Origin of the sequence: Acinetobacter sp. WCHA39 (assembly GCF_002165385.1) — a bacterium.
Classification (GTDB): Bacteria; Pseudomonadota; Gammaproteobacteria; order Pseudomonadales; family Moraxellaceae; genus Acinetobacter.
On sequence record NZ_NHRP01000003.1, the window covers coordinates 135,656 to 156,471 of the forward strand.

The following is a 20,816-nucleotide window of genomic DNA, read 5'->3' on the forward strand; positions in this document are numbered from 1 at the left end:
TGGGGTTTCTGAATGTCCACGCTTACCACCCTACAATCACTTCTTGCCCAACGTATCCTAATTATTGATGGTGCGATGGGGACGATGATTCAACGCCATAAATTAGAAGAACAAGATTATCGTGGTGAACGTTTTGCAGATTGGGCCTCAGACCTAAAAGGCAACAATGATTTATTGGTACTCACACAACCACACATTATTCAAGGTATCCATGAAGCTTATTTGGATGCAGGTGCAGATATTATTGAAACCAACAGCTTTAACGGCACACGTGTTTCAATGTCGGACTATCACATGGAAGACCTCGTACCAGAGATCAACCGTGAAGCAGCACGTTTAGCGCGTGCGGCCTGTGACAAATATTCAACCCCAGATAAACCGCGTTTTGTTGCAGGTGTCCTTGGTCCAACTTCTCGCACCTGTTCAATCTCACCAAATGTAAATGACCCTGCTTTCCGTAACATCACCTTTGATGAGCTCAAAGAAAACTATATTGAGGCGACACATGCCCTCATCGAAGGTGGTGCAGACATCATCTTGATCGAAACAGTTTTCGATACATTGAACTGTAAAGCGGCAATCTTTGCGGTCAAAGAAGTCTTTAAGCAAATCGGTTATGAACTTCCATTGATGATTTCAGGTACGATCACAGATGCCTCAGGTCGTACATTGACAGGTCAAACTGCTGAAGCATTCTGGAACTCAGTGCGTCATGGTGATCTGCTATCAATTGGTTTTAACTGTGCATTGGGTGCAGATGCAATGCGCCCTCACGTTAAAACGATTTCTGACGTTGCAGATACCTTTGTTTCAGCCCATCCTAATGCTGGTTTACCGAATGCATTTGGTGAGTATGATGAAACCCCAGAACAAACCGCAGCCTTTATTAAAGAATTTGCTGAGAGTGGTTTGATCAATATTACTGGTGGTTGCTGTGGTACCACACCAGATCATATCCGTGCGATCTACCAAGCTGTTAAAGATATTCCACCACGTAAAATTCCTGAGACTGTTCATGCTTGCCGTTTGAGTGGTTTAGAACCATTTAATATTTATGATGATTCTTTATTCGTAAACGTTGGTGAACGTACTAACGTTACAGGATCAAAAAAGTTCCTTCGTCTCATCCGTGAAGAAAATTTTGCAGAAGCTTTAGAAGTCGCTCAGCAACAAGTTGAAGCTGGTGCGCAGATCATTGATATCAACATGGATGAAGGGATGCTCGATTCGCAAGGTGCGATGGTGCATTTCCTAAACCTCGTCGCTTCAGAACCTGATATTTCACGTGTGCCGATCATGATTGACTCATCGAAATGGGAAATCATTGAAGCAGGTCTAAAATGTGTTCAAGGTAAACCTGTTGTAAACTCGATTTCCTTAAAAGAAGGTTATGAAGAGTTTGTCGAAAAAGCTCGCCTTTGCCGTCAGTACGGTGCAGCAGTTATTGTCATGGCTTTTGACGAAGTTGGTCAGGCAGATACCGCTGAACGTAAGCGTGAAATTTGTAAACGCTCTTATGACATTTTAGTCAATGAAGTTGGCTATCCAGCTGAAGATATTATTTTCGATCCAAACGTGTTTGCAGTGGCAACAGGTATCGAAGAACACAATAACTATGCCGTAGACTTTATTGAAGCGACTGGTTGGATCAAACAAAACTTACCACATGCCATGATTTCAGGTGGTGTTTCTAACGTTTCGTTCTCATTCCGTGGTAATGAACCTGTACGCGAAGCGATTCACTCAGTATTCCTCTATCATGCCATCAAACAAGGCATGACTATGGGTATCGTAAACGCTGGTCAGATGGCGATTTATGACGATATCAATAAAGAGCTGAAAGATGCTGTTGAGGATGTTGTACTTAACCAAAATCAAGGTGAGACAGGTCAAGCTGCAACTGAAAAACTTCTAGAAGTTGCTGAAAAATATCGTGGTCAAGCGGGTGCTACCAAAGAAGCTGAAAATCTTGAATGGCGTAATGAGTCTGTCGAAAAACGTCTTGAATACGCTTTAGTTAAAGGTATTACCACGTATATCGATCAAGATACTGAAGAAGCACGTTTAAAATCAAAACGTCCGCTTGATGTGATCGAAGGCCCATTAATGGACGGCATGAACGTTGTGGGTGACTTGTTTGGTTCAGGAAAAATGTTCCTTCCTCAAGTTGTTAAATCTGCACGCGTCATGAAACAAGCTGTAGCATGGCTCAACCCATACATTGAAGCTGAGAAGTCAGAAGGACAATCTAAAGGTAAAGTCCTGATGGCAACGGTAAAAGGTGACGTACACGATATTGGTAAAAATATTGTGGGTGTTGTCTTGGGTTGTAATGGTTATGACATCGTTGACCTCGGCGTGATGGTACCTGCAGAAAAAATTCTGCAAACAGCAATAGATGAGAAATGTGACATCATTGGTTTGTCAGGTTTGATCACCCCTTCTTTGGATGAAATGGTCTTTGTTGCCAAAGAAATGCAACGTAAAGGTTTTAATATTCCTTTATTGATCGGGGGTGCAACCACATCAAAAGCACATACCGCAGTTAAAATTGATCCTCAATATTCAAATGATGCTGTAATTTACGTCGCGGATGCTTCACGTGCAGTGGGTGTCGCAACCACCCTACTTTCTCCTGAAATGCGCGGTAACTTTATTGCAGAGCATCGTGCTGAATATGCCAAGATTCGTGAACGCTTAGCGAATAAGCAACCGAAAGCTGCAAAATTGAGTTATGCAGAATCAGTCGAAAACGGTTTTAAAATTGATAATAATTATGTACCACCAAAACCAAATGCTTTGGGTACACAAGTTATTAAGAATTATCCACTTGAAACCTTAGTTAAATATTTTGACTGGACACCATTCTTTATCTCTTGGAGTTTGGCGGGTAAATTCCCGAAAATTTTAGAAGATGAAGTGGTCGGTGAAGCAGCAACTGATCTTTATAATCAAGCGCAAGCGATGCTGAAAGACATCATTGAAAATAAACGTTTCGATGCCCGTGCTGTGTTTGGCTTATACCCTGCTCAGCGTACTGGTGCAGATACTGTCAGCGTATTTGATGAATCAGGTCAAAATCGCACTCATACGTTTGAGCACGTACGTCAGCAATCAGACAAAGTGACAGGTAAACCAAACTTGTCTTTGGCGGATTATATTAAGCCATCTGAACAACCTGAAGATTATCTCGGTGGTTTCACGGTGTCGATCTTTGGTGCTGAAGAATTGGCCAATGAATATAAAGCCAAAGGTGATGACTATTCAGCAATTTTGGTTCAGTCTTTAGCGGATCGTTTTGCAGAAGCATTTGCTGAGCATTTACATGAACGTATCCGTAAAGAGTTCTGGGGCTATAAAGCAGATGAAACGTTGAGCAATGAGGAACTGATCAAAGAGAAGTATGTCGGTATTCGTCCTGCGCCAGGTTATCCTGCTTGCCCAGAACATTCTGAAAAAGCAGTATTATTTGATTGGTTAGGCTCAGAAGAAAAGATTGGTACAAAACTGACTGAACACTTTGCCATGATGCCGCCTTCTTCTGTCAGTGGTTTCTATTATTCGCATCCTCAAAGTGAATACTTTAATGTGGGCAAAATCTCTCAAGATCAACTTGAGGATTATGCGAAGCGTAAAGGTTGGACACTGGATGAAGCGAAACGTTGGTTAGCGCCGAATTTGGATGATTCGATTGGTTAAGGCTATAAAAAGAATCCCCTCAGTTGAGGGGGGTTTTTTTGAATTTAATCTCGTTTACCTTATTTAAAAAGAGAGAGATATCATATGATTAATCGAATTAGGTGACTGCTCCTCCCTTTTCAAAGGGAGGTTGGGAGGGATTGAATTGATATTACAAAAACATATACTTAGAATATACACATCCTTGAAAATTAAAGTAAATGATGGCAATAATTAAAAATATTGATCTTGGTAGTCTAGAAAGTATTTGTAAAATTTTAGGTGATACATATCACGGGATTTCAGGAACTGAAATTTCCAAATATCTTGCTGAAACAAATATCAAAGACCCACAATTAAACTCTACAAAATGGAAGCGTTTGTATGATGCTCTTAGTATCAAGCAAAGTGAAGATCGCTGTTCTAACAATGTTCTAGCTTTTATCAAATATGTACTACGTCCATCCCGCAACATCCATAGAAAAGAATGGTTTAAAAATATAAGAACCGAACTAAATTATGTATTGTCATTTGAAGGCTTAGAACTAACTGAAAGTGGTGATATTAGAACAACAGCTAAAGTAAACACTTTTTCTGAGGCTGAGGAGCGAGCTCAAAATTTAAGAAAAACATTATTAGACCGAAAAATTCATTCTGACGTCCTTACTTTTTGTAAAGCTGAATTACTTGTCGATAATTATTTTCATGCTGTATTTGAAGCAACTAAAAGTATTGCAGAAAAAATTAGAATAAAAACAGACTTAACTACAGACGGTTCAGAATTAGTAGATCAAGCTTTTTCATATAGAGGTAAGATTCCTTATTTAGCACTAAATAATCTAACAAGTGAAAGTCATGAAAGTGAGCAGAAAGGATTCATCAATTTATTAAAAGGAGTTTTTGGAACTTTTAGAAACACTACAGCGCATGCTCCAAAAATAGCATGGGAAATCAATGAACAAGATGCTCTTGATATTTTATCAATGATTTCTCTTATTCATCGAAAACTAGATAAAGCAGTAGAAGCTAAAAAAATATACGAAGGAAGTTTTTAATCCTCCCCAACCCTCCTTTAAAAAGGAGGGAGTAGCACGAATCCGCGGTATTCATCCAATTCACACTAAAGTCCCCTTTTATCAAAGGGAGATTCTAATCTTTGCTCAGCAATACAATAAACCTGCTCTACTACTGCATCTATTTCGGTCAAAATCAGATGATTACTAAACCTTAATGTCACAAGTTCAAGCTCGTTTAAAGCACGGTCTCGACTTCTGTCTGCTTCCAACCCATCTTGGGTATAGTGTTGTCCACCATCACATTCAATAACTAAATTCACTGCTGGACAATAAAAATCCACAATATAATTTAATAAAGGTTTCTGTCGATAGAACTGTAACCCTAAAATCTGTTTACGGCTCAATCTTGACCATAGCAATTGTTCTACATCAGTCATGTTACTTCGTAAATCCCGTGATGGAAGTTTTAAGTTTTTATTATAAGGCTTCATTATTAAATTAATTTCTAAGCACTGAGCCGCTCCACAAACAACACACCATCTAAATGATCAACTTCATGTTGAACAATTCGTGCAGGAAAACCATCAAATGTTGTTTCAATCACCTCACCTTGTAAAGTGTGATAACGCACTTTGATACTCTGTGCTCGTTGCACTTGCCCACGCTCATCAGGAACACTTAAACATCCCTCTTCCGCCAAACAAGTCGCTTGAGAAAACTCCAAAATCTCAGGATTGACCATTACTACGGCATCCATTTCAGGTGCGTCGGGATAACGTGGATTTGATCGCGAAGCAACGATGATCACTCGCTTAGAGATATACACTTGTGGCGCTGCTATCCCTACACCATTACGTTCAAGCATAGTGGCATGCATCGCAGAAGCCAGTTGCAATAGCCACTCGCTATTAAACTCCCCCTGAGCAACCGCAGTCGCTTTAATTTTTAAAATCTCTTCACCGCGTTGCGCTACAGGTAAAATTACACTCATCCCACGACCTAATTATTTTTGATCAATACTCACACACATCGTATTCGATATTTATTCACGCTTCTATAATTTTCATTTAAGAATCTTGTCATATTATTTACATAATAAAAATTCAATTCACGGCATAAAACAATGAATGCAACTCAACTTTTTCTAGGTGTCATCTTTGGCTCGATTGGCTTAGGCTATTTTATGTATGGCAAAAAGCAAAAAATGACTGTGCCTTTAGTTTGCGGTTTAGTTCTGATGATTTATCCTTATTTTATCGAAAGTACGACTTTATTAAGTGTCATCGGTGTGGTTATCTCAATATTGCCCTATTTTCTACGCTTCTAAAATAAAAAAACTCCCCTTACGGAGAGTTCTTTTATCGCATCTAAATTAAAGGTTTTTCTTTAATTCATCCTCAACAATTTCAATCTCAAGCTGGCTAAACTTGCGAATCTCGCCCTCTGCATGCTTTTCAAGCATTCCACCGATCAAAGGTACTTTCACCTTTACCGTCCAGGTCAGAGTAATGTCTACTTGGTTACCGTTACCTGTTACCTTACGTTCAGCTTTTGCTTCTAAAGGTAAGTTTGCGCCTAGCTCTACAGTTGAGGTTAGATTTTTTAAATCAGTAATATCAGAACGTTTTAAACGGAATGCATTTTTTAATAATTTTTTAGCCACATCTGGGATATTCACATCAAGATTATATTCACGACGTAAGGTATAAATATCACCTTTTACAGCAGATTCAATAATTTCTAAGTTCTCACCTGGAATACGCTTACATACTGCTTCATGCAATGAAGTCATAGCAACTAATCTTGAAAAATCTTCAATTGAAACGCCATGAATTGTTTCATTTACCGTAAATTGATGTGCCATTTTTTAAATTTCCGTTTAGTTCTAATTAAGGTTTTATCATCGCAGCAAATTATATCATTCTCATTTCAATCACAAAATCTGAACATGTAAAAATTAATGACTGCCCAGATTAATAATTTTTATTGTAATGATGTCTTATACCTAATTTTACCGTTATTCGCTCCGTTCGGCTGATATAGAGATAGTGATTGCCATATTCGATGACTGCATAAAACTGCTCAGCGCCGTCATCTAATCCTGTAGCAGACCATGTCGCCCCTTGTGGAAACTCATCTAGCCATTCAGCTTTATAAAAATCTGAAACTGAGTCAAATGCGAGATAACTCTCTGGATCAGCCATAATTTTTGCTGCGACTTGATCAAATTTTTGTTGTTTGAATGCTTCTAAACTGACTAACACGGATGTTCCTATGCCGATAAATATGAAGAAAAATTACAAAAATACAGAGATTCTCTTAGACCCATAGTTTGCTGAGGAATTTCCTATATTTCTAGATTATTTTCAGCGTTGTCATAAGTTTTAGATGATCGTCCCATTTGCTAGAGTGGGTTCAATGTGTTATCAACTGCTTATACTTTTATCTTTTACAACCATAAACTATAAGGAGTAAATATGTCTTATCAAAATATTTTAGTCGCTGTTGATGATTCTCCAATTTCTTATGCAGCAGTTGAACATACACTGTCTTTAGCAAAATTATCAGGGGCAAAAGTGACTGTACTCAGCGTGGTGGCTGTTGATCCATATGTTGGTGTTGATTTTTATCAAGTTGCACCAGCCATTACCGATCATTTTATGCAGGCTGAAGCGCATGCTAAAACCCAACTACAAGATATTGCTCAATCTTTCATTCGCGATGGAATTGAGGTTCAAACCAAAATTCAGCATGGTGCAGCGAGTGAAGGCATTATTTTTATAGCTGATGAAATTGGCGCAGACCTTATTATTATGGGTTCACATGGTCGTACAGGCGTAAAACGCTTATTACTGGGTAGTGTAGCGCGTGCTGTTTTAACGGAATCACATATTCCTGTGCTGATTGTCAAACAATAAACTGAGACAAAATGTAAAGCCTTGTGTGATCGCACAAGGCTTTTTTATTCCCGAAAGCTTTGCCATGTCTCAAAAGCATGTGCGCAATAAAGCTTCAACTTAGAAAACTGAGGAATAATCGCTTCACTCTGTGTCGGTCTTAAAAACACAAAATCATCGACCTGAATATCACAATCATTGGGTACATTGACCAACTCCTGATTACTACTTCGCCCATACAATGCATGTGGATGCGCTTGTTTTGGATAGACATAATTCGCCAGCCAATAGCCGCCATAAATAAACAGTGCCTTATACTTATGTGGCAATTTATCGAGTAAAGACATTGATGGCAGCTGGGTAAAAGGTAAAACTTTTAAGACTGGCGATGCAATCCATAAAGCAGGCTGTAAAGCCTTTAAAAAATCACTGTCAAAATCACTTGGTTTTAAGAGCATTGAACCAAAAGACAAATCATTGCAGACACTTTCAGTGGTATGAAAGCTAAAGGTTGGACTACCACCGCCATTAAAACACAGCGCATCACTCCACAGCGATGGAAACTGCTGTTTAATTAGCTTTTGGTAATCGGCATAGGTCTGCTGTGAGCTTTGATAAGCCAATTCAGGTTTTTTAATGATGGCTGGAATTTTAGTGACATGTGCATCATAGCCCATTAAACCAGAAAGCTTTAAATACTGCGGATACTGTTGAATCAACTTTAATATTTCGACCATCTGTGCTGCCGATTGCACGCCACCACGATGCAAACCAACATCAATCTCAATATTCACATGCAAAGATAGAGCATAGAGCTGAGCAATCTCAAGATACTGTTGTAATCGTTGCTTGGTATCAATCAGCCACTGAATGTTGGCATTTGACCACTCCGCATGCTGATCAAAAAATTGATGGACTGCTTGAGCGGGCATTGGTTTACCCAACAAAATATTGGCTTCGGCAAAATTTTCTAAGATCGAAACAATATGCGGTTGATGAAATACCATAAAGCGTTGCGTATTCAGTTGTTCAGATAGCAACTTAAGTAATTCTAGGCTTGCTAATGATTTCACTACCAAGCGTGCTTTTAAATGTGGTGCATGTGACAAACGCAGTTGTACATGTTGGATATTTTGTTTTAACGCAGCCGCATCTACAATAAGTTGCGGGGTCGCAATCCCCTGTTTTTTTAGGTCAAGATTGAGTTGTTTAAAATAATGATCCAACATGGCTATACCTTTTTCAATCAAAGAAAATTTACATGTAATTTGATACGCGAAAAAGTCATCTACAACCTGCATGGTATAAAAAAGATAATGTATCTGCGATAAAACTAAATAGATGCAAGTAGAAAACAAGTTTTGTAGATGACAATGCCTTTACTTACTTTGGGCGAAACCAAAGTAAGGCCAGCCTGAGCAAGCCAAAGCGACTAAAGCTTTGGTGAAGCGCAAGACGAAGTGGCTTATCCTAAAATAGATAAAAACTCGGCAAGACTCCGTAAAGTTAATTATTTTCAATAAATTAAATAAACATTTAAGTCCAACCCAAGTTAGAACTAACCTAAAAACAGCTTTTCCAGATAGGGATTTAAAAACTTAGCTTCTGGATCAAGCTGCTGACGCAAAGCCATAAAATCATCCCACTTTGGATATAAAGCTCGAAGCTGTGTGCTGGTCATATGATGCATTTTACCCCAATGCGGACGCCCTCGATATTTCTGCAAAATCGGCTCAACCACATCAAAAATCAACTTCGGATCTTGCTTATGATATTGATGCACTGAAATCGAAATCGAATCATGCTGATAAAAAGGACTGAGCCAAATATCATCACCTTTCACAAAGCGAAATTCCAGTGGAAAAAAGGTGGCGACTTTATACGTTCTTAAAGCATGCAATATTTCATCCAAACACTCAATTCCACGATCAACCGGAATCTGATACTCCATTTCATTGAACTTGGTATTACGCGGTGTTGGAAATATCTTGCTCGACCAATCGACATAGGTGGTTGGTTTGACAAAGATGCCTAATAGTTTCTGTAAATAAGGATTTAGTGATGGAAAGTTTTTGGTCAACTCAGAGCATAAGGTCAGTAAGGTATCATCCGATGGGAAATTCTCTTTCCGAGGTAAAATTGCTTCATCGGTTTCATCCAAAGTTTTCAACATCAACTGCTTTTCATGGGGAAATACAAAACACTCGATATGTCGATGCTGATGCTTCCATTGCTGAATGTTTTGCATCATGTCCTCGACTAGACAAAGTTGAATATGCTCTTTCAGCTTATAGCGAGGTCGATTCTGCATAGTGATCTTGGTTAAGATTCCCAAGCTACCCAAAGAAACCCGCCCTGCGGCAAAGATTTCAGAGTTCTCTGTGCGACTGCATTTTAGGATTTCACCAGATGCCGTCAATAACTCAAAAGCTTCAACATAGGCTGAAATACAATGTAAATCTGCACCTGTGCCATGTGTGCCTGTAGAAACTGCACCCGCCAGACTTTGCTGATCAATATCGCCCTGATTCATCAAAGCCTGATTGATGGATTGCTGCTGTAAATGCTGATCTAAATCGTATAAACGTGTACCCGCATAAATATTGCTCTGACAGTGTTCTACATCGAAAGATGCAACACCTGAAATTCGATCTAAAGATACTAAGGTCGCATCGGTACACACCAACGGCGTAAAGGAATGCCCTGCACCCACGACTCTTATTTTTTGCTGTTCATAAACAATCGACTGTAATTCTTGAATATTGACTGGTTTTAAAATCTGTTGTGGCTTGGCTTTTTGAAAGCCTGACCAGTTTGTCCAAATGCCTTGTGTTAAATCACTCATACTGCCTTTCCTTGGCTAACGGCAGTTTTTAAATTGCCATGATTGCTGCGTTTTGAGAGTTCGTTTTCTGGAATCGGCTGTGGTCGTGTCATTTCATCGTAATGACGTTTATTTTTTTCTAACAACAATTGTTTTGCCAAATCTTTGAATTTGCTCTGACAAGCTGCCAATGTCCATTGACCAAATAAGGTATGCCCACCCTCATAAGCTTGTTGTTGGTATTCTTCATAGGTCGTGACATAACCCATATAATCATTGCAATACGATGCCAACCAAACGGTTTCAATCGAAGCCTGTACGGCAAGTATCTGTTTAACGATATCAACCACACGATGCCCTGCAATAGTCGTAAATTCGCCTGGACAGCAAATCAAAGCCAATTGACCTAATCGTATAATCTGTAATGGAACAACGCTCGGGACTAAAGGACTGTGCTGAATCGCCCCCGCTTTCACTTGTCGGTTCATTTCTGCAATCAACGGATCAAGCATACTCGGTGGAAAACCAATCGGCTGACCTAAAATCTTTTTAGCACCTGCTTCCAGTAAGATCTGTTTTGGTCCTTGAGAGGCATACAACTGCTGATAGTCTGCAAAATCAGCTGCTTTTGAATGCTTGGTTTTCTGTCTGCGAAATTGATCGGCTAAAAACTGCATCCCTTTAATTAAAACTTTTGGCGCACCTAAACCATCGACAGGCGTGCCTGCAAAAAATGCGGTGCCATGACAAGGCTGACTGGTTTTTGCATGCTTTTGCCCCGCTGCAAACTCATCTGGAATCTCAATATTACTCAAATCAACATAGGACAAAACAGCATCGATCTTGCCTTCAACTTTATGTAAATTTTTAGGAATATTGGACTGTAAAGCCGTCAAAGCCAGCTCACTTTGATAACGACCATTTTGTTGTGCGTATTGATATTCCTGCTCGCCTTTAATCTTATTGCGAATCTTCAGCTGATCTTTGCCATGAAAATGCGGTGATACGTCCCCTGCAGTTGCTTGAGCAAAAATCGTGACTGGATTTTGAATCCCTTGCTCAATTAAAGCCTGCTCAGAGAATACGGCTGCATAGCCTTTATTATCGCCATCATAGGCGTTTAAAGAATTTCCCAAACAGGTTGCATGGACACCAAATAATGAAATAAACGACTGTAGTTGTTGCTCACGATAGAAACCGATCAACTGCATTTCTCTGTTCAAGGCTAAATGCGTTTCAGCTTCGGTACGTGGCTGAACTTCTGGATTCCGATTATAGGCTTTGATTGAACGATTCCATGCGACAGGTGTCTGTTCTGGAAAATGCTGCGTCCCTAAAAAAATCTCGGTGTCTTGTTCAGATGCAATCGCATTTTGAATACTCAGTACAATCGCCTCAACAATTGCAGTTAAATGTTCAGGCACAAAACCAGGGGTTGGCATATTGTATAAAGCTTCATAGCCACAACCGCCAGGTCCTGAGTGAGTATGGGTTGCCATGAGGACCAATTGATTTTCATCAAATTGTGAATCAAGGATTTGTGTGAGTCGCTCAACTGTTTGACTGCGTGTGGCATGGGTAATACAGCCTAAATCCAGACAGCAAATGATGAGCCGATGCTGCTGCTGATCAACAATACTAAAGCTACGTGCAAATAAAGCTGTGCGCTGTTCATAGGCCCGATGTGACCATTGTCCATAACCAAACATGGCATAACCTTTCGGTGTAATTTTGATTTGTTGTTTATTCCAACCCACCTGATACATCACGACTTCCTTTCGATTCTTTTTCTAACTGTGTTAAAGCATGTTGAAAGTTAATCAAAATTATGCGATACGCAACAGGGTTAAAGAGACTTTTCTTTGGGGGGCAAAACGGACTTATGCCTATACGTAGCAGCGATAAAAATGATCAACAGCAATTTATTCCACCCACCATTCTGGCGAGCCTGATCCATTATGCAGAGCAGCAACAGTGGGATTATGCTGCATGGTTTCAGAATTCAGGTTTAGACATTGCACAAATACAGCAAACCCAAGCTGTGGTCAGTTTTAGCCAACTCTGTGATGTGGTTGGTCAAGCCATGACCACCTATCAGCAGCCCGACCTTGGTTTAAAGCTTGGCAGTAGCGAAGGTCTGATTTCGATGGGGATTTTGGGCTTTGCCATGCAATCCTGTAAAACCGTTGCAGATGCTCTAGAAATCGCGCTTCGTTACCATCGTGTTTCGGGCAGTGTACTCAATATCGACTTTAAAATTCAGGGTGATGTTTGTGAATTGGAAGTGACTGAATCTCATCCATGTTTAGACCTCAAAGCCTTTTTCTATGATGAATTATTCAGCAGCATCATCACCTGTTTAAATGCAATGCTAGGTGATCATGATGATGTGATCAGTCTTGAGCTCAGCTATTTACCAACCGAATATCAACAGCAATATAATGATATCTTTGGCTGCCCAATTCAATTTAACCGTGACAGGAATATCATGCTTTTTAGCACTAGCCTGTTGCAGCGCAGCTTAAAAAATTACAGCCCTGCCAATTACGCAACTGCTATCCAAATCTGTGAACAAGCCTTAAAAGAAATCGACCAGCTCAATCAAGTCGGCTATGTACATTTACTTGATCACTTGATTGAACAGCATTTACCTGAACGTTTTGAAATGCAGCAAGCTGCGGAACATTTACGCATCAGCGAACGCCATTTAAGACGGCAATTATTATTAGAAGGCTTGAGTTTTCAACAAATTCGGCAAAATGTATTGGAACGTAAAGCCAAACAATTACTGGGACAAAACCTGTCCATGAGTGAGATTAGCCTGCAACTGGGTTTTAGCGAATTACGTGAATTCCGACGTGCCTTTAAACGCTGGACAGGGCAAGCGCCTTCGGTTTATAAACAAGAGATCATTTTACTTAATGCCTAAGAATCAAACGGTCTAGAAATTTCCAAGCGCAGATAAAAGAGAACAGGAAATGCCTTTTCTTGTAATTTTAAATTCTCGCAAATATTCACTACCGCGCTCGGCGGCATGTATGCTGACTATACGGTTTATCTAAAACAGTATCATCAATACTAACAATAAGTTTATTATTATCAATATGTTGAATTGCTTATTGATATAGGTCGTGAGGTGTGTAGTCTTCACGCTCTAGAAAGCGATTTACACTATCATGCGAGATGTTATAAGTCTCGGCAAGTTGTGTGCAGCTAATAGAGTTCGGTTCTGTCATGAGAAAGCCCATATAAATGGGTAGAGTACAAGTTGCTGTAGAAGCATTTTTAATTCGTCTGATCACAGATACTTTATAAAGCATTTTAATACTTTTTTGAATCCGTCAATGCGTAAGTCCTATATTTATATTTTTTATCGATATAAACACTTTGTTTTTATTATTCTGCAATCAGAAAAATTTATTAAAAGTCATTAATTTGAATTATTAAAGCAATTAAATATATAAAGAAATGAATTGGATTCATTTAGAATCGACAACTTCTTATGGTGTGCAATACAACTCGCGATATTCAGAAAATAGACGCTCTATCTGAGAATAATTATGCAGCAATCTGATCCAATAAAAGCTCTGGACTCTATTCCTTTTTGGCAAGCCTTTTTATTTTGGTTGAAATTAGGCTTCATTAGTTTTGGGGGACCAGCAGGTCAAATTGCAGTGATGCACCAAGAACTGGTCGAACAGAAACGTTGGATTTCTGAAAAAAGATTCCTACATGCACTTAACTATTGCATGCTTTTACCTGGCCCTGAAGCACAACAACTCGCCATTTATATTGGTTGGTTGATGCATCGAACCGCAGGTGGCTTAGTTGCAGGCATTCTATTTGTGCTGCCTTCTTTATTTATTCTAATTGCCTTGTCATGGATTTATGTACAGTTTGGTGATATGCCAATTATTGCTGGATTATTTTATGGCATCAAACCTGCAGTCACGGCGATTGTGTTTCATGCAACCTATCGAATTGGCAGTCGCTCACTCAAAAACAATTTCTTATATTTGATTGCCGCTGCTGCTTTTATCGCGATCTTTTTCTTCAATATTCCCTTTCCATTGATTATATTGAGTGCTGCGATACTGGGCTATTTACTGAGTAAAAAGCAACCACACTTATTTGCAACTCAAAGCACCCATCAAGGCAAGCAAAAACATTATGGTGCTGCCCTCATTGACGATGATACGCCTCCTCCTGCACATGCTATTTTCCGTTGGACTCAACTGACTAAAATCCTCGTTATCGCAGTATTGTTATGGTGTATCCCAATGATCAGTTTAACCCTGAGCTTAGGATGGCAACATGCTTATACCCAAATGGCATGGTTCTTTACCAAGGCTGCATTACTGACATTTGGTGGAGCTTATGCCGTATTACCTTATGTGTATCAAGGTGCGGTGAATCATTATTCATGGCTCAGTCCAACCCAAATGATTGATGGACTGGCATTGGGTGAAAGTACTCCAGGCCCACTGATTATGGTGGTTGCATTCGTTGGATTTGTAGGGGGCTTTAATCATGCCTTGTTAGGTGCAGATCATTTGTTCTTGGCAGGTACACTCGGCGCTGTCATTGTCACATGGTTTACTTTTTTATTTTCCTTTGTGTTCATTCTCGCAGGTGCTCCGATTATTGAATCCACTCATAATGAACTTAAATTTACTGCACCACTTACGGCAATTACCGCTGCTGTCGTGGGGGTTATTCTCAATCTTGCACTTTTCTTTAGTTATCATGTGCTGTGGCCACAGGGTTTCGATTACGCTTTTAATTATGAAGCGGCAATCGTCACAATCGCTGCGATGATTGCGCTGTTTAAATTCCAAATCAATGTGCTTTATGTGATTTTCGCTTCTGCACTTTTTGGTTTAGTTCTATACCTATTTGTATAAAAATTTGCACTAGCGTTGATGCACAAATCAACTCTAGTCAGCCCAATCTATTGAATATGATAAATTTCCACTATTAAAAGATGTTGATCATGTCAATGATGAGGAAGTACAGAAATTTCTGGCTTTATTACAGCGCTATTTATAAATACCAGATTTCATGGGTGAGCTGCTCAATCTCAGATTTATCATGGCTGACATATAACATTGGAATGCCTAATTCCTGTTTGACGCTTTGAAAAAAAGGAATGATCTCTGCTTTATGTGCTGCATCCAATGCAGAAAGTGGCTCATCTAATAACAACAATTGTGGTGAATACAGCAATGCTCGTCCCAATGCGACACGCTGTTTTTCCCCGCCAGATAGTTTGATGGGCATTCGCTCAATCAGATGTTCTAACTTGAGTAACTCAATAATATAGTCCAGTTCAAACTGACGTTGCTGCGGTTGAATATGCCTAAATCCAAACAATAGATTCTGCTTGACGTTTTTATGCGGAAATAACTGTGCGTCCTGAAATACAAGACCAATACGACGTTGTTGTGTAGTCAGATTAATTTTCTGTGCCTGATCAAACCATGTTTGATTTTTGATTTTGATCCAACCTGCTTGCGGCGTAACTAAGCCTGCAATGCTATGTAAGATCGTAGTTTTGCCTGAACCAGAAGCCCCAAATAAACCAATCACGGACTGATCAGACTGAAAGCGTTGATCAAGATCAAATTGCCCTTGTTTGAGTTGGATATGACAATCAATCATCGCTAATGCCCACGCTTATTTTTTTGATAACGATTGAACCATTGCGCAAACCACAACGCAAAAAACGCCACAGATAAAGACAAAATAATCAATCGCCATACTGCGGCTTCAGTATCAGGCTGCTGCATCAGACTATACATCGCTAAAGGCAGTGTCCGTGTTTCACTGGCAATATTGCCAACAAAAGTAATGGTTGCACCAAACTCACCCAAACTTCGACAAAAACATAAAATGCTCCCCACCAAAATACCACTACTGGCAAGAGGTAATGTCACCTGCATAAATGCCCCGAAAGAGGATGCACCTAAGGTTTTTGCAGCCATTTCTAAGCGCTGGTCGACCAGTTCAATGGCGAGTCGAATTGATTGTACCAATAACGGAAAACCCATCACTGCAGAAGCCAACACAGCCCCTTTCCAATTAAACGCAAACTCTAACCCCAAGGGTGCTAGGTATTGCCCTAAGATACCTCGATTGCCAAAAATTTGAAGTAACAAATAACCAGGTACAACCGGTGGTAACACTAAAGGTAAGAAAACCAGTGTTTCAAATAGTGATTTTCCCCAGAACTCTTTTCGAGCCAAAACCCAAGCAATCAAAATAGCAGGAATTAAACTCACAATCAGACATGTTGCTGCCACTTTAGATGACAGTAGCAACACCTCAAGTTCTTCAGGAGTCAGAATCATCATTTAATTACTTAAGTACACTAAAACCATATTTTTTAAATACTTTTGTTGCCTGACTGCTTTGTAAAAACTTATAGAATTTCATTGACTCTGTATTCTTCTTTACTAAACCTATTGGATAAATAATAGGTTGATGGGTATTTTCTGGAAATGTTCCAATGATGACGACATTTTTGCTGATTGCTGCATCAGTAGCGTAAACAATCCCTAACTGACATTCACCACGAGCCACAAAGTTTAAGGCAGCACGTACATCCTCTGTCTCCACTAGGCGAGTTGAAACCTTATCCCACCAGCCGATCGAGATCAAAGCCTGCTTTGCATATTTCCCAATAGGTACACTCTTGGTATCACCTGTACACCATTTACCTTGAGCAACCCTAGTGAAATCAAAACTGTTATCTATTTTTAATTTGATTGGACGAGCTTTGGGGGCAATCACTACCAAACGATTACCCAATAAATTCACGCGATCACTTGCTGAAACAAGCTGCTTATTCTGTAAATAATCCATCCATTGCACATCGGCCGAAATAAATACATCAGCTGGCGCACCTGCTTCAATCTGCTTAGCTAGCGTTGAAGAACCCGCATAAGAAGTCTTTACTTCAACTTTATTTTTTTGTTCGTAGATTGCATCTAATTCATTCACCGCATTGGTCAAACTTGCTGCGGCATAGACCGTTACAGACTCATTCGCAAAAACATTGCTACTAGAAAATACGCTACAACCAAAGATAGTACATAAAACACGGATCGCTTTCATATTGATCGACATACCTCTCTTCCCTCAGAAATCGATATATTTTTAAAAACATATTGAAAGATAAAAATATGCTAAAAATAACAGAGATTGGGGCTTTGCTATTTTTAATGATGCTATGAGTCAAAATAAAATCTCACAGCATGATGAAATTCAATTTCACCTAATGTGAGTTCATCCCAGTTTGGTGCAAAAATTAAAAACAGCTCAATTTAGTGCAATCCAAATTATGAAACCTTTTCCACTTTTGCAAAGGTCGCATTTTAAAGATTCTAATTTTATTGAAATCAGAACGATAAAATATCCTTCATACTTAAAAATATATTCTCAGAAATATAGCGATAAGCAAAAGATTTCACTCCAAAAATACAAAAAATATGGTGAAATATGTTTCAAGAAGGAAACAAACGAAAAATACTTTGTATCTATTTCAAGAGCCTGAGCATAGATATTTTTCAACCAGCATAAAGCAATGGCTATGCCAAAAAATTGGATGATTAATATAGATCACACAAAAGCTGTGGCAATGTCATTCAACCAACGCTGAGCTGTAATTGTTACGGTCAAAAATTAGATGCGCATTTGATGTCACCTGTTTCTTCACTGAGAATATTTCATAATGTATATTCAAGTTTTAGCCGTTTATTTAAGTGCCCATGCTGCTTAATTTAAAAGCTCTCAATCCAATACGATTAAAAAGAATTGCAGTATTCACAAGAACTTTACAACCGAAAAACTATATTCAAATTTTTAAGCGTGAAAGCTTATGCGCTACGGTTTAATTTTAGGTGATCAACTCTCGGAAGAAATCGCCACATTAAAACGACTTGATAAACATGAAGATGTGATTTTAATGGCAGAACTGGTTGAAGAAGCCACTTATGTAAAACACCATCCTCAGAAAATTGCACTCATTTTTAGTGCAATGCGACATTTTGCCAAACATCTTAAACAACAAGGATGGACTGTTCGTTATCAAGTTTTTGACCGTTCAAAAACAACAAACAATTTTCTTCAATTTCTTAAGTCTCAATTAGATAAACAAGAAGCAAAAGGTTTAGTCATAACCGAATGTGGAGAATACCGCTTACAATATCAAATGGAAAATAGTTGGGAAAAAGAACTTAACATTCCCATACAAATCCTTATAGACGATCGTTTTTTCTCTTCGATTCAAGCTTTTAAACAATGGAGTTCAACTGCCAAAGTCCTACGGATGGAGTTTTTCTACCGAAAGTTAAGACAGCAAACAGGCTATTTGATGGAGGCGGATAAACCAATTGGAGGAAAATGGAATTTTGATAGTGATAATCGTCAAAAGTGGAATGGAACCCCCACTATTTCTCCTGCTTTAGATTTTACTCATGACCAGATTGATTTAGATGTGATCGCTTTAGTTAAAGCAGAGTTTCAAGATCATATTGGTCAAATTGATCATTTCAACTGGGCAACTACACGTCAACAGGCTCTTCAAGCCCTTGACCATTTTATCCAACATCAATTAGTCCATTTTGGTCAATATCAAGATGCTATGGTGAACCAACAAGATTATATGTTCCATAGCCTCCTTTCTCTCTACCTAAACTGTGGATTGCTGTCACCCAAAGAAGTTTGTGATGCTGCTGAATCAGCTTATTACAATAACCAAATTCCGTTGAACGCTGCTGAGGGTTTTATTCGACAAATACTAGGTTGGCGTGAATTTATTCGCGGCGTTTATTGGTTATGCATGCCGAATTATCGTGATCTCAATAAATTAAATGCTGAAAGAGACTTGCCCAGCTGTTTTTGGACTGCTGAAACAAAAATGCAATGTATGCATGAATGCTTAAGAAACTCTTTGGAAAATGCTTATGCTCACCATATTCAACGCTTGATGGTAATTGGTAATTTCACATTACTGAATGGCATCTCACCCAAGCAAGTCAATGAATGGTATTTGAGCGTGTATGCTGATGCATTTGAATGGGTACAACTTCCAAATACTCATGGAATGGTTTTATTTGCAGATGCTGGTCTTGTTGCAAGTAAACCTTATGCAGCATCAGGTAATTACATTCATAAAATGTCCAATTACTGTCAGCACTGCCATTACAATGTAAAAACCAAAACTGATCATGATAGTTGCCCATTCAACAGTTTATATTGGGACTTTCTACATCGAAATCGAGTCTTTTTTAGTTCAAATCCGCGGATGACAATGATGTATAAGCAATGGGATAAATTAGAATTATCTGAACAAAATCGTATTTTAAAACGTGCCTCCCACCTTCAAAATCAAATCGAAGAACTCTAAAAATGCATAAAAAAATACATTTACCCGAGAAAGTTTGTCTAAATTGCCACCTCACATTTTCTTGGCGTAAAAAATGGGAAAGATGTTGGAATGAAGTTGAATATTGCTCTAAAAAATGCAAATCACAAGCTAAAATTAATAGTAAAAATCAGGTATCAAACTGAGATACCTGATTAAATTTTAAGAACTTATGGTGTTCGATGAGGAGTTTTGATGAGCTTAGATAAGTCGTAACCTTGTTGTTTCGCTGTTTCAAGGTATGAATTATAAGTAGCGTCATCAATTGTTGGTGTCTTAGAAAGAAGCCATAAATATTTCGTCGATGGCCCACCTACCAATGCAACTTTATATTCAGGATCTACGCGTAAAACCCAATAATCGCCTTTCGTAAATGGCAGCCAACGTAAACCTTTAGGTAAGAAACTAACTTTCAATTTACTATTCCGACTATTAGCAGGATAAGCCACACCTTCTGAACTATCCATTTGCCCTGTTTTAGTTCTACAGCTATTTAAGACCCCGATGGTTTTATCAGGATTAAGCGTATACACAGCAGTCGTATCACTTAGACAGTGTCGTTGAAAATACATTGGCAAATGAGCGATCTCGTACCATTTTCCAGCATATTGATTCACATCAATTTTATCGACAGCAGAGGGTTTTTCAGCATTTGCTTGGATTGGTATTACAGCAGCAGTCATTGCAGCAGACAATATTGCCATGCCAAATAAAGTTTTAGCTTTCATTTTATCCTCTTGATTTTATCAAAATTGACTAAACAATTTATAGAGATAAAACCGTGAATAAAATGTGAGATTTACTCTTTATTACATTAAAAAACAATTATTTAACAACATAAATATTCAGTAAAAATACAGAAATTTAATTTTCTAATATGCATCGATTGCGCCGAGATAAAAATTCATATTATTTCATTTAAACAGTCTGAGACATTTCTTGGTAGGTTTTTGGTAGGTAGGAAAAATTTTTAA

At 38.7% G+C, this 20,816-nt stretch carries 19 protein-coding genes and 1 pseudogene; 8 read left to right on the forward strand and 12 right to left on the reverse strand.

The features are described 5' to 3' along the window. Positions 1-12: 12 nt before the first annotated feature. Positions 13-3,699: a methionine synthase gene (gene metH / locus CDG56_RS02570; protein ID WP_087546845.1), complete on the forward strand. Its 3,687-nt coding sequence runs from the start codon at positions 13-15 to the stop codon at positions 3,697-3,699. 200 nt (positions 3,700-3,899) lie between these two features. Further along, positions 3,900-4,733 (forward strand): TIGR02391 family protein, encoded by an 834-nt coding sequence (locus tag CDG56_RS02575; RefSeq protein WP_087546846.1) that lies wholly within the window; start codon positions 3,900-3,902, stop codon positions 4,731-4,733. A gap of 65 nt (positions 4,734-4,798) precedes the next feature. On the opposite strand, the gene CDG56_RS02580 is transcribed toward CDG56_RS02575, so the two are convergent. After that, positions 4,799-5,185, reverse strand: coding sequence for an endonuclease domain-containing protein (locus CDG56_RS02580; protein WP_087546847.1), 387 nt, complete (start codon positions 5,183-5,185; stop codon positions 4,799-4,801). A gap of 14 nt (positions 5,186-5,199) precedes the next feature. Then, the gene (gene def, locus CDG56_RS02585) at positions 5,200-5,685 is read right to left on the reverse strand and encodes a peptide deformylase (protein WP_087546848.1); all 486 of its coding nucleotides are present in this window, start codon (positions 5,683-5,685) and stop codon (positions 5,200-5,202) included. 132 nt (positions 5,686-5,817) lie between these two features. Here def and CDG56_RS02590 point away from each other — a divergent pair, with 132 nt between their 5' ends. After that, on the forward strand, positions 5,818-6,021 hold the full coding sequence (locus CDG56_RS02590; protein ID WP_050041691.1) for a hypothetical protein: 204 nt from the start codon (positions 5,818-5,820) through the stop codon (positions 6,019-6,021). Positions 6,022-6,066: 45 nt separating this feature from the next. Here CDG56_RS02590 and CDG56_RS02595 read toward each other — a convergent pair whose 3' ends face one another. Both CDG56_RS02595 and CDG56_RS02600 read right to left on the reverse strand, forming a co-directional pair. Further along, on the reverse strand, positions 6,067-6,558 hold the full coding sequence (locus CDG56_RS02595; RefSeq protein WP_087537194.1) for a DUF2505 family protein: 492 nt from the start codon (positions 6,556-6,558) through the stop codon (positions 6,067-6,069). A gap of 109 nt (positions 6,559-6,667) precedes the next feature. After that, positions 6,668-6,958 (reverse strand): hypothetical protein, encoded by a 291-nt coding sequence (locus tag CDG56_RS02600; protein WP_087546849.1) that lies wholly within the window; start codon positions 6,956-6,958, stop codon positions 6,668-6,670. Positions 6,959-7,171: 213 nt separating this feature from the next. Between CDG56_RS02600 and CDG56_RS02605 the strand changes: the two genes are divergently transcribed. Next, complete coding sequence (locus CDG56_RS02605) at positions 7,172-7,612, forward strand: universal stress protein (RefSeq protein ID WP_087543420.1); 441 nt, start codon at positions 7,172-7,174, stop codon at positions 7,610-7,612. 44 nt (positions 7,613-7,656) lie between these two features. Here the strand turns inward: CDG56_RS02605 and CDG56_RS02610 are convergent, their stop codons facing one another. The 3 genes from CDG56_RS02610 to CDG56_RS02620 all read right to left on the reverse strand — a co-directional run bounded on the left by CDG56_RS02610 (position 7,657) and on the right by CDG56_RS02620 (position 12,181). Beyond that, a complete protein-coding gene (locus CDG56_RS02610; RefSeq protein ID WP_087543418.1) occupies positions 7,657-8,820 on the reverse strand; it encodes an alanine racemase in 1,164 nt (387 codons plus the stop codon). 329 nt (positions 8,821-9,149) lie between these two features. After that, the gene (locus CDG56_RS02615) at positions 9,150-10,436 is read right to left on the reverse strand and encodes a D-arabinono-1,4-lactone oxidase (protein WP_087546850.1); all 1,287 of its coding nucleotides are present in this window, start codon (positions 10,434-10,436) and stop codon (positions 9,150-9,152) included. Continuing rightward, positions 10,433-12,181: a neutral/alkaline non-lysosomal ceramidase N-terminal domain-containing protein gene (locus CDG56_RS02620; RefSeq protein ID WP_087546851.1), complete on the reverse strand. Its 1,749-nt coding sequence runs from the start codon at positions 12,179-12,181 to the stop codon at positions 10,433-10,435. The genes CDG56_RS02615 and CDG56_RS02620 overlap by 4 nt, the downstream gene beginning before the upstream one ends. A gap of 62 nt (positions 12,182-12,243) precedes the next feature. On the opposite strand from CDG56_RS02620, the gene CDG56_RS02625 reads away from it, so the two are divergent. Further along, positions 12,244-13,344 (forward strand): AraC family transcriptional regulator, encoded by a 1,101-nt coding sequence (locus CDG56_RS02625; protein WP_087546852.1) that lies wholly within the window; start codon positions 12,244-12,246, stop codon positions 13,342-13,344. 109 nt (positions 13,345-13,453) lie between these two features. Here the strand turns inward: CDG56_RS02625 and CDG56_RS02630 are convergent. Further along, positions 13,454-13,717, reverse strand: a pseudogene (locus CDG56_RS02630) (IS701 family transposase); the annotation flags it as partial. Positions 13,718-13,975: 258 nt separating this feature from the next. Between CDG56_RS02630 and chrA the strand changes: the two are divergent. After that, entirely contained in the window at positions 13,976-15,319 is a 1,344-nt protein-coding gene (gene chrA / locus CDG56_RS02635) for a chromate efflux transporter (RefSeq protein ID WP_087546853.1), read from the forward strand. A gap of 139 nt (positions 15,320-15,458) precedes the next feature. On the opposite strand, the gene CDG56_RS02640 is transcribed toward chrA, so the two are convergent. From CDG56_RS02640 to modA, 3 genes are read right to left on the reverse strand one after another with little or no spacing between them, the layout of a single operon-like run. Further along, positions 15,459-16,076 carry an ATP-binding cassette domain-containing protein gene (locus tag CDG56_RS02640; RefSeq protein ID WP_087543409.1) on the reverse strand — a complete coding sequence of 206 codons (618 nt, stop codon included), beginning with the start codon at positions 16,074-16,076 and terminating at the stop codon, positions 15,459-15,461. A 2-nt stretch (positions 16,077-16,078) separates the two neighbouring features. Next, positions 16,079-16,768 carry a molybdate ABC transporter permease subunit gene (gene modB / locus CDG56_RS02645; protein WP_087537202.1) on the reverse strand — a complete coding sequence of 230 codons (690 nt, stop codon included), beginning with the start codon at positions 16,766-16,768 and terminating at the stop codon, positions 16,079-16,081. 4 nt (positions 16,769-16,772) lie between these two features. Then, a complete protein-coding gene (gene modA, locus CDG56_RS02650; protein WP_143225210.1) occupies positions 16,773-17,543 on the reverse strand; it encodes a molybdate ABC transporter substrate-binding protein in 771 nt (256 codons plus the stop codon). A 751-nt stretch (positions 17,544-18,294) separates the two neighbouring features. Between modA and CDG56_RS02665 the strand changes: the two genes are divergently transcribed. Both CDG56_RS02665 and CDG56_RS02670 read left to right on the forward strand, forming a co-directional pair. Further along, positions 18,295-19,824: a cryptochrome/photolyase family protein gene (locus CDG56_RS02665; RefSeq protein ID WP_087546855.1), complete on the forward strand. Its 1,530-nt coding sequence runs from the start codon at positions 18,295-18,297 to the stop codon at positions 19,822-19,824. Between the two features lie 2 nt (positions 19,825-19,826). Continuing rightward, positions 19,827-19,988, forward strand: coding sequence for a DUF2256 domain-containing protein (locus tag CDG56_RS02670; protein WP_087546856.1), 162 nt, complete (start codon positions 19,827-19,829; stop codon positions 19,986-19,988). A gap of 24 nt (positions 19,989-20,012) precedes the next feature. Here CDG56_RS02670 and CDG56_RS02675 read toward each other — a convergent pair whose 3' ends face one another. Continuing rightward, positions 20,013-20,546 carry a lipocalin family protein gene (locus tag CDG56_RS02675; RefSeq protein WP_413772779.1) on the reverse strand — a complete coding sequence of 178 codons (534 nt, stop codon included), beginning with the start codon at positions 20,544-20,546 and terminating at the stop codon, positions 20,013-20,015. Positions 20,547-20,816 lie beyond the last annotated feature (270 nt).